Here is an 11502-nt window from a genome sequence, read left to right on the forward strand (position 1 = left end):
CTCTAACTGGATTAATGCGGCGTTCTTGATGGGGCTGCTTCGCAGCCCGACGCGGGGCAAGCCCGCTCACCACAGCAAGCCCGCTCACCACAACACGCCCGCTCATTACGACAAGCTTGCTCGCCACAGATTAAGCGACGCTGTCGACCAACCGATGCCACAACGCGTAATACACCCGACCGGACTTCTGCTCCCGGTGCAGGCGCCAGGCGCCAGGCAAGCCGAGGGTTGACGGCGCGGTCTCGCTTTCAGTGTAGATCCACGCATCCGCCGCCAGCCATTGGCGCTCTTCGAGCAAGGTGCACACGGCGGGTAACAGGTTCTGGTTGAACGGCGGGTCGAGGAATACCACGTCGTATTCGCTTGCCGGCTGGGTTTCCAGATAGCGCAGCGCGTCGGCGGTTTGCACCTGGCCGTTGGTGCAGCGCAGGGTGCCGAGGTGTTCCTTGAGGCTGGACACTGCCACATTGCTTGCATCCAGCGCCTGGGCCTGGGCTGCGCCACGGGACAGCGCCTCGAGGAATAATGCGCCGCTGCCGGCAAACGGATCCAGCACTTTGGCCCCGCCGATATACGGCGCGAGCCAGTTGAACAGGGTTTCACGCACGCGATCAGGCGTGGGGCGCAGGCCGACGACGTCGGGGAAGCTCAGCTTGCGGCTGCCCCATTCGCCACCAATGATGCGCAGTTGGCCCACACCGTTATGCACGTTGTGGACAGGTTTTTTCGGGCGAGATGAACTGGCCATTAATGCTCCGGAACCCCGAGCGGCTGCTCGGCGGGTTTGTCAGTGGGGGGCGGTAGTGGCTTTTGCGCAATCGTCGGGCCGGCGGTCACGATGACCATCTTGTCGGCGCTCAAGTGTTTGTTCATGGCAGCCTTGACCTGCTCTACGGTCAGGGCCTGGGATTGTTTCATGAAATCTTCAAGATAGCTCAGCGGCAGGTTGTAGAAACCCATCGCGCCCAGTTGTCCGACGATGTCCGCGTTGCTGGCGGTGGACAATGGGAAGCTGCCGGCCAGCTCACGCTTGGCGTCGTCCAGTTCCTTCTGTGTCGGGCCGGTCTTGAAATAATCGGCCAGCACGTCCTCGACCAGGCGCAGGGTGCCACCGCTCATTTCGGCGCGGGTCTGCAGGTTGATCATGAACGGGCCGCGCACCTGCATCGGCGAGAAACCGGAGTACACGCCGTATGTCAGGCCACGCTTCTCGCGCACTTCGCTCATCAAGCGCGTACCGAAACCGCCGCCGCCGAGGATCTGGTTGCCCAGGGACAGGGCTGCGTAGTCCGGGTCGGCGCGGTCGATGCCCAGTTGGGCGAACAGCAAGTGCGTCTGCTTGGACGGGAACTCGATATGGCTCAGGCCGGCCTTGGGTTCGGTCGGCTGGGCAATCTTGGCCAGCGCCGGGCCCTTGGGCAACGACGCCGAGACCTTGGCCGTCATGGCTTCGGCTTCGGCGCGGGTCAGGTCGCCGACCACGGCGATCACCGCATTACCTGCTGCATAAGCCTTGGCGTGAAACGCCTGCAACTGCGCGAGGGTTATCTTCGGGATGCTTTGCGGCGTGCCTTCGCTCGGGTGCGCGTACGGGTGGTCGCCATACAGGCGCTTGAACAGCTCCAGGCTGGCCAACTTGGCGGGGTTCTGCTTCTGGTACTCGAAACCGGCGAGAATCTGGTTCTTGATCCGCACAAGAGAGTCGGCAGGGAAGGTCGGCTTGCCGATCACCTGGTCGAACAGTGCCAGGGCGGCGTCGCGTTTATCGCTGTCGCTGAGGCTGCGCAGGGATACCAGAGCCATGTCGCGATAAGCGCCATTGCCGAAGTCGGCGCCCAGGCCTTCAAAACCGCTGGCGATCTGGCTGACGTCCTTGCCCGGCACGCCTTCGTTGAGCATGGCGTTGGTCAGCAGTGCCACGCCTGGGGTGTTGCCGTCCTGGCTGCTGCCGGCGGCGAACAGGATGCGCATGTCGAACATCGGCAGTTCATGGGCTTCCACGAACAGCACCTTGGCGCCTTCGGCGGTGGTCCAGGTCTGCACGTCGAGCTTGCGGTTGGTCGGCGCCTTGCCGTCCAGCTCCGCCAGCGATTGCAGCGTGTTGGCCGATTGCGCCGTGTCCAGCGCCTGGCTGGCCATCGAGTCGCTCGGGCGCAGGAAATACACGGCACTTGCCGCGATCAAGGTGACGACGATCAAGCCCGGCAGGACCAGGCGGCTGCTTTTGCGATCACTCATGAGCGGTCTCCTCAGGCATAACATGGGCGACGCTCAGACGTTCGCGGGTGAAATAGGTGCGCGCGGCTTTCTGGATATCTTCCGGGGTCACGCTTTGCAGGTCGGCCAGTTCAGTGTCCATGAGCTTCCAGGACAGCCCCACGGTTTCCAGCGAGCCGATGGCTGTGGCCTGGCTGGTGATGGAATCGCGCTGATAGACCACGCCGGCGATCACTTGGGCGCGGATGCGCTCCAGTTCTTCGGCGGTCGGCGGTTTGGACTTCAATTCTTCCAGCAGGCGCCACAGGCCCGCTTCGGCTTGGGTGACGGTCTTTTTCTTCTGCTGGTTCGGCGTGGCGGTCAGGGTGAATAGGCTGTCGCCACGGGTGTAGGCGTCGTAGCTGGTGGATGCGGCGGAGACCAGCTCCTCACCGCGCTCCAGTTGCTCCGAAATACGCGCGCTGTAGCCGCCGTCCAGCAGGGCCGAGATCAGGCGCAGGGCTTGTACCGAGCGCTTGTCTTCGGCGGTGGCCAGGCCCGGGACGTTGAAACCGAGGATCACGCTCGGCAGTTGGGTCTGCACACGCATCGTCAGCAGGCGCTCGCCAGGCTCGGCCAGCTCCATCGGGATCTTGGCGGGTGGCACGTCGCGCTTGGGAATCGGGCCGAAGTAACGCTGGGCCAGGTTTTTCACCTCGTCCGGGGTCACGTCGCCGACCACTACCAGGGTGGCGTTGTTCGGCACATACCAGGATTGGTACCAGTGGCGCAGCTCTTCGACCTTCATGCGGTCCAGGTCGGCCATCCAGCCGATGGTCGGCGTGTGGTAGCCGCTGGCGGGGTAGGCCATGGCCTTGAAGCGCTCGTAGGCCTTGGACATTGGATTGTCGTCGGTGCGCAGGCGGCGCTCTTCCTTGATCACCTCGATTTCGCGGCTGAACTCGTCGGCCGGCAGGCGCAGGCTGGCCATGCGGTCGGCTTCGAGCTCGAAGGCAACACCCAGGCGGTCACGGGCCAGCACTTGGTAGTAGGCGGTGTAGTCATCGCTGGTGAAGGCGTTTTCTTCGGCGCCCAGGTCGCGCAGGATCAGCGACGCTTCGCCGGGGCCGACCTTGGCGCTACCCTTGAACATCATGTGCTCCAGGGCGTGGGACAAGCCGGTCTGGCCCGGGGTTTCGTAGCTCGAACCGACCTTGTACCAGACCTGGGAAACCACCACCGGCGCGCGATGGTCTTCGCGCACGACCACCTTGAGGCCGTTATCCAGGGTGAATTCGTGGGTGGGTTGTGGGTCGGCAGCCAGGGCTGAGAGAGGCAGACAAACTGTGCTGAACAGCAGGCCTGCGGCGTGGCGGGCTAGAGCATTCATTCGTTTTTAAACCTGTTGGGCTGCCCGCTTGGTCTTAGCGTCGGCGGGCGAGGAGGTGCTAGGATACTGATCGGATTTAAGGACGGCCACTGCGGCAGTCGTGTTGAGGCCGTTTTAGGCCTTACGAAATGTTGCGCATGAACGAGCTGGCTAAAAAACAGTCTGTTACGCATCGAATTTTATTTACCGACGCCCCCCAGGCGCGTCGCTACCTTGAGATAGCCGTCTCCATGTTTGGTTCCAACGACGACAAGAAGACCCCAGCTGCGGCTGGCGAGAAGAAAGGCCTGTTCGGATGGCTGCGCAAAAAGCCGCAGGAAACCCCCGTCGCCGAACAGCCGCAGGTTCCAGCCGAACCGATCCCGGACCCTATAGTAGAAGCTGAACCGGTTGCCGAAGCGCCGGCGCCGGTGGTATTGCCGATGGCCGAGCCGGTGCTGCAGCCGCTGGCCGAGGTTGAGCCAGAGCCAGAGCCAGAGCCGCAACCAGAACCCGAGCACAAGCCATGGCCGCAATTGCCGGTGGCCGAAGAGCCCGTGGCACTGGTTGAAGATGTACAGGCCGAACATGTGGCGCCGCCGATTCCGGTGGTCATTGAGCCGCAGCCGGTTGTCGCAGAAGCGCCAGCACCGGCACCGGTGGTGGTCGAGCCAGTGTTTGCCGCCCCTGCCGTCATCGAAGAGCCTGCCGCGCCTGTCGAAACCAGCAAGACCGGTTTCTTCGCCCGTCTCAAGCAAGGCCTGAGCAAGACCAGCGCCAGCATCGGCGAAGGCATGGCCAGCCTGTTCCTGGGCAAGAAGGTCATTGATGACGAGCTGCTGGAAGACATCGAAACCCGCCTGCTGACCGCCGACGTGGGCGTCGAAGCCACCGCGGTGATCATCCAGAGCCTGACCCAGAAGGTCGCGCGCAAGCAGCTGACCGACGCCGATGCCCTCTACAAATCCCTGCAGGCCGAGCTGGCGGCGATGCTCAAGCCGGTGGAAGCGCCGCTGGTGATCACGCCGAACAAGCCGTTCGTGATCCTGGTGGTCGGTGTCAACGGCGCCGGCAAGACCACCACCATTGGCAAGCTGGCGAAGAAGCTGCAGTCGGAAGGCAAGAAAGTCATGCTCGCTGCCGGCGACACCTTCCGTGCCGCTGCCGTGGAGCAGTTGCAGGTGTGGGGTGAGCGCAACAAGATCCCGGTCATCGCCCAGCACACCGGCGCCGATTCCGCCTCGGTGATCTTCGACGCCGTGCAAGCCGCCAAGGCCCGTAACATCGATGTGCTGATCGCGGATACCGCCGGTCGCCTGCACACCAAAGACAATTTGATGGAAGAGCTGAAGAAAGTCCGCCGCGTCATCGGCAAGCTCGACGCCGACGCGCCGCACGAAGTGCTGCTGGTGCTCGATGCCGGTACGGGCCAGAACGCCATCAGCCAGGCCAAACAATTCAACCAGACGGTGCAACTGACCGGCCTGGCATTGACTAAGCTCGACGGCACGGCCAAGGGCGGTGTGATCTTCGCCCTGGCCAAACAGTTCGGGTTGCCGATTCGTTATATCGGCGTCGGTGAAGGTATCGACGACCTGCGCACTTTTGAAGCCGAACCCTTTGTACAGGCACTGTTTGCCGAGCGGGAGCGTTCATGATTCGATTCGAACAGGTCGGTAAACGCTATGCCAACGGGCATGTCGGCTTGCATGAGCTGAGCTTTCGAGTACGGCGGGGCGAGTTCTTGTTTGTCACCGGTCACTCTGGCGCCGGCAAAAGTACCCTGTTGCGCCTGCTGCTGGCCATGGAACGCCCGACCACCGGCAAACTGCTGCTGGCCGGCCAAGACCTGGCCACTATCAGCAATGCACAGATTCCGTTCCTGCGCCGCCAGATCGGCGTGGTGTTCCAGAACCACCAGTTGCTGTTCGATCGCACGGTGTTCAACAACATTGCGTTGCCGCTGCAGATCCTCGGGCTGTCCAAGGCCGAGATCGTCAAGCGCGTGGATTCGGCCCTGGAGCGCGTGGCGCTGTCGGACAAGACCGACCTCTACCCCGGCGACCTGTCCACCGGCCAGCAACAGCGCGTCGGCATTGCCCGCGCTATCGTCCACCGTCCGGCCTTGCTGCTGGCGGACGAACCGACCGGTAACCTCGACCCGCGCCTGGCGGCCGAGATCATGGGGGTGTTCGAAGACATCAACCGCCTGGGCACCAGCGTGCTGATCGCCAGTCACGACCTGGCCCTGATCGCGCGCATGCGCCATCGCATGCTGACCCTGCAGCGTGGCCGCCTGATCGGTGACGGGGAGGCCGGCGCATGAGTGCTACACGCAGCCCCAAGGTGTCCGAACGCGTGGCACCGAAACCGGCCGATCCGCAGCCGAAAAAGAAAAAACACGACGAAGACGACGGTCCTGACTTCAGCACCTTGCTGCGCGCCTGGATCGAAAGCCACCGCGCCAGCCTGCTGGACAGTCTGCGTCGCCTGGGCAAACAACCGATCGGCAGCTTTTTCACCTGCCTGGTGATGGCCGTGGCCCTGAGCCTGCCGATGGGCCTGTCGCTGCTGCTCAATAATGTCGAGCGCCTGGGCGGCTCCTGGCAGCGTGCGGCGCAGATTTCGCTGTACCTGAACCTGGATGCGAGCGCCAAAGACGGCGAGACCCTGCGCGATGACATCAAGAACCTGCCGGGTGTGGCCGATGCCGAGTACATCAGCCGCGACCAGGCCCTTGAGGAGTTCCAGCAGCAATCTGGCCTGGGCGAGGCACTGAAGGAGCTGCCGCAGAACCCACTGCCGGGCGTGGTGCTGGTGACGCCGAATGAAGTCGACAAGCCGGCGCTGGAAGCCCTGCGACAAAAACTCGCAGAGCTGCCCAAGGTACAGCAGGCGCAACTTGATCTAGTCTGGGTTGAGCGGCTGGCAGCAATTCTCAAGCTGGGTGACCGGTTTGTGTTCGGCCTGACGGTGTTGTTGGTGTCTGCATTACTTTTGGTGATAGGTAATACCATTCGTCTTCATATTGAAAACCGTCGCACCGAGATAGAAGTGATTAAACTGGTCGGCGGCACGGACAGCTATGTGCGTCGGCCTTTTCTGTACATGGGCGCGCTTTATGGCTTCGGTGCCGGGATTTTGTCCTGGGGCGTGCTGGCGTTTGGCTTGAACTGGCTGAACGACGCGGTAGTCGGGCTTGCCGGCTTGTACGGCAGTGATTTTGCCCTCGCCGGCGTGCCAGTGGCCGATGGTCTGTCGCTCTTGCTTGGCGCGGTCCTGTTGGGGTATATCGGTGCTTGGATTGCGGTCGCACGGCATTTACGTGAGTTGGCGCCGAAGTAGTTAATGTCAAGGTAATGTGGTTTCGTTTGTATTGACCGTATCAGTGGTTTAGGGAACTTGTCCTACGGTTCCCGGTCAATTTTCGCAGTGCTGAACTGCACAAGTTATGTGAGTCGGAGGTTTTTTCGTATGACCACTTCTTTGCAACCTGCTTATGCTTTGGTCCCGGGTGCGAACCTGGAGGCCTATGTGCACACGGTGAACAGCATTCCATTGCTGACACCGGAGCAGGAGCGTGAACTGGCCGAGAGTCTCTACTATGAGCAGGATTTGGGGGCGGCTCGGCAGATGGTGCTCGCCCACCTGCGTTTTGTCGTACATATCGCCCGTAGCTATAGCGGCTACGGCCTGGCCCAGGCTGACCTGATCCAGGAAGGCAACGTCGGCCTGATGAAGGCTGTGAAGCGTTTCAACCCTGAGATGGGTGTGCGCCTGGTGTCGTTTGCTGTGCACTGGATCAAGGCGGAAATTCACGAGTTCATCCTGCGCAACTGGCGGATCGTGAAAGTCGCGACCACCAAGGCCCAGCGCAAGCTGTTCTTCAACCTGCGCAGCCAGAAGAAACGCCTGGCGTGGCTGAACAACGAGGAAGTCCACCGCGTGGCCGAAAGCCTCGGCGTGGAGCCGCGTGAAGTGCGCGAGATGGAAAGCCGCCTGACTGGCCATGACATGGCGTTCGACCCGGCCGCCGAAGCGGACGACGACAGTGCTTTCCAATCGCCGGCCAATTACCTGGAAGACCACCGGTACGACCCAGCGCGTCAACTGGAAGACGCCGACTGGAGCGACAACTCCAACCACAACCTGCACGAAGCGCTGGAAGTGCTGGACGACCGCAGCCGTGACATTCTCTACCAGCGCTGGCTGGCGGAAGAAAAAGCCACGCTGCACGACCTGGCGCAGAAGTACAACGTGTCGGCCGAGCGGATTCGTCAGCTTGAGAAAAGCGCGATGAACAAGTTGAAGTTGTCGATCGCCGCCTAAAACGCTGCGAAAAGCCAAAAAAATGCCCCGATCGAAAGATCGGGGCATTTTTGTTTGTGCGCAAAACCCAAAGCCTCACGCAATCCCTGGTAGGGTCTCAGTCGGACCACGGCGCCTTGCGGGAGTTATTCAACTCCACCAAGTAACCGTCCCCACCCAACTGGCTCATCTGCTGGCGAATCCACGCGGCTCGCCGCGCCACATAGGCGGTCGGATGGCTGGCACTCCACACCCGAGGATTGGGCAGCACCGCCGCCAGGTAGCTGGCCTGCTGGCGCGACAGCCCCTTGGCACTCACCCCAAAGTGATGCCGCGCGGCCGCTTCTGCGCCAAACACCCCTTCATCCCATTCCACGCTGTTGAGGTACACCTCAAGAATCCGCTGTTTGGGCCAAAGCACCTCGATCAACCCGGTAAACCAGGCCTCCAGGCCCTTGCGCAGATAACTGCGGCCGGCCCACAGGAACAGGTTTTTAGAGACCTGCTGGCTCAGCGTACTGGCGCCACGGATCGAACCACCGCGCTCGTTGTGCAGGATCGCTGCCTGGATCGCGCCGAAATCAAAGCCCCAGTGTTGCGGGAAACGCTGGTCTTCACCGGCCATCACCGCCACTTTCAGGTCATCGGAGATCTGGTCCCACGGCACCCAGGTACGTTGCAGGTCAATCGGCTCACCGTCGAACCAGGATTCGACCTTGCGCTCCACCATCAACGCGGTGAAGGGGGGCGGGACGACACGAAACAGCAGCACCAGCAAGACACTGCCGATGGCGAACCATTTCACGACTTTGAGAAAACGATTGAAGAGGAGACGCAGCATAGAGATGGCTTGGCCGAACCCGTTGAGCGGGCCATTATACAGACCCGGCCCTTTGAGTCTGACTGGAGTTCCTCATGCTGCGTGGTTTTCTGATGTTGGCTGCCTTTTTCGGCTTCACCGGTGTTGCCCTCGGCGCCTTCGCCGCCCATGGCCTGAAAAACCGCCTGAGCGCCGACTACCTGGCGATCTTCCATACCGGCGTGACCTATCAGCTGGTACACACCCTGGCACTGTTTGGCGTGGCGCTGCTGGCCGCACATATTCCTGGCCGGTTGGTCGGCTGGGCGGGCATCTCCTTTGCCGTCGGCATCCTGTTGTTCTCCGGCAGCCTGTATGTGCTGACCCTGACCGGCATCAGCAAACTGGGGATCATTACCCCGTTCGGCGGGTTGGCGTTTCTGCTCGGCTGGTTTTTCCTTGGTCTCGCTGCCTGGCGCTTGCAGCTGACCGCTTGACGCTTGGAGCTGACCTTTGGGTCCCAATCGGGCTAGAATACTGGCCCCTAAAAACGATGGCGGCCCGTGGCATGCGCATTCAGTTGAACGGCGAATCCTTTGAACTGCCCGACGGTGAAACCGTTGCGGCCCTGCTGACCCGTCTGGACCTGACCGGGCGTCGCGTCGCAGTGGAGCTCAACCTGGATATCGTCCCGCGTAGCCAGCACGCCGAGACCGCGCTCACCGACGGTGACCAGGTCGAAGTGGTCCACGCCATCGGCGGCGGCTAGCCCGCCCGGCGCCTGTGCGCCACCGCGTATTCTGCAGAACCTCACCCACACAGAGGATTTCCCATGAGCATCGTTCGTAGCGACAAGCCCTTCGTCCTGGCCGGTCGTACCTACCAGTCCCGCCTGCTGGTCGGCACCGGCAAGTACCGCGACATGGAAGAAACCCGCCTGGCCATCGAAGCCTCGGGTGCCGAGATCGTCACCTTCGCCGTGCGCCGCACCAACCTCGGCCAGATCGAAGGCGAGCCAAACCTGCTCGAAGTGCTGTCGCCGGATCGCTACACCTTCTTGCCCAACACCGCCGGTTGCTACGACGCCATCGAGGCTGTGCGCACATGCCGCCTGGCCCGTGAGCTGCTCGATGGCCACAACCTGGTGAAGCTGGAAGTGCTGGCCGACCAGAAAACCCTGTTTCCCAATGTGATCGAAACCCTCAAGGCCGCCGAAACGCTGGTCAAGGAAGGCTTCGACGTGATGGTCTACACCAGCGATGACCCGATCATCGCGCGCCAACTGGCAGAAATCGGCTGTATCGCCGTGATGCCGCTGGCCGGCCTGATCGGTTCCGGCTTGGGCATCTGCAACCCTTACAACCTGCAGATCATCCTCGAAGAAGCCAAGATCCCCGTGCTGGTGGATGCGGGCGTGGGCACTGCCTCCGACGCCACCATCGCCATGGAGCTGGGCTGCGACGCGGTGCTGATGAACTCGGCCATCGCTCACGCCCAGCAGCCGATCATGATGGCTGAAGCCATGAACCACGCCATCGTCGCGGGCCGCCTGGCCTACCTCGCCGGTCGCATGCCGAAAAAACTCTACGCCAGCGCCTCTTCGCCGCTGGATGGTCTGATCAAGTAAGAGCCATTGATGACTGAATCAAACGAAACGCCGAACACCGTGGACGAAGGTGACGAGTCCAAGCACCGCCGCATCAAGAGCTTTGTGATGCGTGCCGGGCGCATGACCGAAGGCCAGCAAAAGGGCCTGGAGCAGGGCACGCCACTGTTCGTCCTGCCGCTGGCCGATGCGCCGGTGGACTACGACCACGTCTTCGGCCGTTCGGCCCCGCGCTCCCTGGAAATCGGTTTCGGCATGGGGCACTCGCTGCTGGAAATGGCTGCCGCCTCGCCGGAGCAGGATTTCATCGGCGTGGAAGTACACCGTCCGGGTGTCGGCGCGCTGCTCAATGGCGTGCTGACCCAAGGCCTGACCAACCTGCGGGTGTATGACTGCGACGCGATCGAAGTGCTCAACCGCTGCATCGCCGACAACAGCCTGGATCGCCTGATGCTGTTCTTCCCCGATCCATGGCACAAGGCCCGTCACCACAAGCGCCGCATCGTCCAGGCGTCCTTCGCGGAACTGGTGCGCAGCAAGCTGAAGGTCGGCGGTATCCTGCACATGGCCACCGATTGGGAGCCGTATGCTGAATACATGCTGGAAGTGATGAACGTCGCCCCTGGCTACCGCAACCTGGCCGAAGACGGCAAATGCGTGCCACGCCCGGCCGAGCGGCCGATCACCAAGTTCGAGCGCCGCGGCGAGCGGCTTGGGCATGGTGTTTGGGATTTGAAGTTCGAGAAGCTGGCTTAATCAGCTGGAAACCTGAAGTGCAACCAACTGTGGGAGCTGGCTTGCCTGCGATAGCATCACCTGGGTATCACTGATACACCGAGGTGTCTGCATCGCAGCCAAGCCAGCTCCCACAGTTGTTTTGCGGTGCGCTTTAAATCAGCGGCGGTCCGCAACTACGCCAATCAATACCAGCACCACCACCAGCACCGGTGCGAGGCTGTAGTTATTGAACTGGCTCAGCCCCCGCACGATCCACGGCGTGGCGTAGATCAGCGCGGCGCCGCTGCCGATCATGCACACCAGGGCCATCAACGGCACGCGCAATGCCCCGGCGATGCTGCCCAGGCGCGCTTCGACCCAGCCTTTGATATCGGCGCCAAACAACACCAGCAAACAGCCGACCAGGGCCAGGGAGATTTCCGACAGGTTGCTACGGCTCCAGCGGGATACGGTGGCGAGCAGGTCGAGTACCAGATCCATTCGATT

At 62.1% G+C, this 11502-nt stretch carries 13 protein-coding genes; 8 read left to right on the forward strand and 5 right to left on the reverse strand.

The genetic code is table 11. The annotated features are described in order from the left end of the window. Positions 1–130: 130 nt before the first annotated feature. The 3 genes from rsmD to C9990_RS01605 are packed head-to-tail and all read right to left on the reverse strand — an operon-like array spanning position 131 to position 3586. Complete coding sequence (rsmD, locus tag C9990_RS01595) at positions 131–748, reverse strand: 16S rRNA (guanine(966)-N(2))-methyltransferase RsmD (RefSeq protein ID WP_065902177.1); 618 nt, start codon at positions 746–748, stop codon at positions 131–133. Continuing rightward, positions 748–2238: a pitrilysin family protein gene (locus tag C9990_RS01600; RefSeq protein WP_106802381.1), complete on the reverse strand. Its 1491-nt coding sequence runs from the start codon at positions 2236–2238 to the stop codon at positions 748–750. Before C9990_RS01600 ends, rsmD begins: the two co-directional genes overlap by 1 nt. Further along, on the reverse strand, positions 2231–3586 hold the full coding sequence (locus C9990_RS01605) for a pitrilysin family protein (RefSeq protein WP_106802382.1): 1356 nt from the start codon (positions 3584–3586) through the stop codon (positions 2231–2233). The genes C9990_RS01600 and C9990_RS01605 overlap by 8 nt, the downstream gene beginning before the upstream one ends. Positions 3587–3816: 230 nt before the next feature. On the opposite strand from C9990_RS01605, the gene ftsY reads away from it, so the two are divergent. The 4 genes from ftsY to rpoH all read left to right on the forward strand — a co-directional run bounded on the left by ftsY (position 3817) and on the right by rpoH (position 7894). Further along, positions 3817–5223, forward strand: a complete 1407-nt coding sequence (gene ftsY, locus C9990_RS01610) for a signal recognition particle-docking protein FtsY (protein ID WP_106802383.1) — start codon at positions 3817–3819, stop codon at positions 5221–5223. Beyond that, positions 5220–5891, forward strand: coding sequence for a cell division ATP-binding protein FtsE (gene ftsE / locus C9990_RS01615; protein ID WP_090401642.1), 672 nt, complete (start codon positions 5220–5222; stop codon positions 5889–5891). Before ftsY ends, ftsE begins: the two co-directional genes overlap by 4 nt. Beyond that, a complete protein-coding gene (gene ftsX, locus C9990_RS01620; protein WP_106802384.1) occupies positions 5888–6910 on the forward strand; it encodes a permease-like cell division protein FtsX in 1023 nt (340 codons plus the stop codon). Before ftsE ends, ftsX begins: the two co-directional genes overlap by 4 nt. Positions 6911–7039: 129 nt before the next feature. Further along, positions 7040–7894: an RNA polymerase sigma factor RpoH gene (rpoH, locus tag C9990_RS01625; RefSeq protein WP_003176698.1), complete on the forward strand. Its 855-nt coding sequence runs from the start codon at positions 7040–7042 to the stop codon at positions 7892–7894. Positions 7895–7991: 97 nt separating this feature from the next. Here the strand turns inward: rpoH and mtgA are convergent, their stop codons facing one another. Then, positions 7992–8714: a monofunctional biosynthetic peptidoglycan transglycosylase gene (gene mtgA, locus C9990_RS01630; protein WP_106802385.1), complete on the reverse strand. Its 723-nt coding sequence runs from the start codon at positions 8712–8714 to the stop codon at positions 7992–7994. Between the two features lie 74 nt (positions 8715–8788). Between mtgA and C9990_RS01635 the strand changes: the two genes are divergently transcribed. The 4 genes from C9990_RS01635 to trmB all read left to right on the forward strand — a co-directional run bounded on the left by C9990_RS01635 (position 8789) and on the right by trmB (position 11034). After that, a complete protein-coding gene (locus C9990_RS01635) occupies positions 8789–9169 on the forward strand; it encodes a DUF423 domain-containing protein (protein WP_065902165.1) in 381 nt (126 codons plus the stop codon). Between the two features lie 71 nt (positions 9170–9240). Further along, the gene (thiS, locus tag C9990_RS01640) at positions 9241–9441 is read left to right on the forward strand and encodes a sulfur carrier protein ThiS (protein WP_025859525.1); all 201 of its coding nucleotides are present in this window, start codon (positions 9241–9243) and stop codon (positions 9439–9441) included. Between the two features lie 63 nt (positions 9442–9504). After that, positions 9505–10299, forward strand: a complete 795-nt coding sequence (locus C9990_RS01645) for a thiazole synthase (RefSeq protein WP_015886353.1) — start codon at positions 9505–9507, stop codon at positions 10297–10299. A gap of 9 nt (positions 10300–10308) precedes the next feature. Then, a complete protein-coding gene (gene trmB / locus C9990_RS01650; RefSeq protein ID WP_065902164.1) occupies positions 10309–11034 on the forward strand; it encodes a tRNA (guanosine(46)-N7)-methyltransferase TrmB in 726 nt (241 codons plus the stop codon). A gap of 138 nt (positions 11035–11172) precedes the next feature. On the opposite strand, the gene C9990_RS01655 is transcribed toward trmB, so the two are convergent. Next, positions 11173–11496, reverse strand: a complete 324-nt coding sequence (locus tag C9990_RS01655; RefSeq protein ID WP_016972961.1) for a DUF3392 domain-containing protein — start codon at positions 11494–11496, stop codon at positions 11173–11175. Between the last annotated feature and the right edge of the window lie 6 nt (positions 11497–11502).

It is taken from the genome of Pseudomonas sp. S5D5, from assembly GCF_003013355.1.
In the GTDB taxonomy this organism is placed as follows: Bacteria; Pseudomonadota; Gammaproteobacteria; order Pseudomonadales; family Pseudomonadaceae; genus Aquipseudomonas; species Aquipseudomonas aylmerensis.

Excerpts from the sequence above, each read along its gene's own strand:
- rsmD (WP_065902177.1), bottom strand. The coding sequence starts at position 748 with ATGGCCAGTTCATCTCGCCCGAAAAAACCTGTCCACAACGTGCATAAC.
- C9990_RS01600 (WP_106802381.1), bottom strand. The coding sequence starts at position 2,238 with ATGAGTGATCGCAAAAGCAGCCGCCTGGTCCTGCCGGGCTTGATCGTC.
- C9990_RS01605 (WP_106802382.1), bottom strand. The coding sequence starts at position 3,586 with ATGAATGCTCTAGCCCGCCACGCCGCAGGCCTGCTGTTCAGCACAGTT.
- ftsY (WP_106802383.1), top strand. The coding sequence starts at position 3,817 with ATGTTTGGTTCCAACGACGACAAGAAGACCCCAGCTGCGGCTGGCGAG.
- ftsE (WP_090401642.1), top strand. The coding sequence starts at position 5,220 with ATGATTCGATTCGAACAGGTCGGTAAACGCTATGCCAACGGGCATGTC.
- ftsX (WP_106802384.1), top strand. The coding sequence starts at position 5,888 with ATGAGTGCTACACGCAGCCCCAAGGTGTCCGAACGCGTGGCACCGAAA.
- rpoH (WP_003176698.1), top strand. The coding sequence starts at position 7,040 with ATGACCACTTCTTTGCAACCTGCTTATGCTTTGGTCCCGGGTGCGAAC.
- mtgA (WP_106802385.1), bottom strand. The coding sequence starts at position 8,714 with ATGCTGCGTCTCCTCTTCAATCGTTTTCTCAAAGTCGTGAAATGGTTC.
- C9990_RS01635 (WP_065902165.1), top strand. The coding sequence starts at position 8,789 with ATGCTGCGTGGTTTTCTGATGTTGGCTGCCTTTTTCGGCTTCACCGGT.
- thiS (WP_025859525.1), top strand. The coding sequence starts at position 9,241 with ATGCGCATTCAGTTGAACGGCGAATCCTTTGAACTGCCCGACGGTGAA.
- C9990_RS01645 (WP_015886353.1), top strand. The coding sequence starts at position 9,505 with ATGAGCATCGTTCGTAGCGACAAGCCCTTCGTCCTGGCCGGTCGTACC.
- trmB (WP_065902164.1), top strand. The coding sequence starts at position 10,309 with ATGACTGAATCAAACGAAACGCCGAACACCGTGGACGAAGGTGACGAG.
- C9990_RS01655 (WP_016972961.1), bottom strand. The coding sequence starts at position 11,496 with ATGGATCTGGTACTCGACCTGCTCGCCACCGTATCCCGCTGGAGCCGT.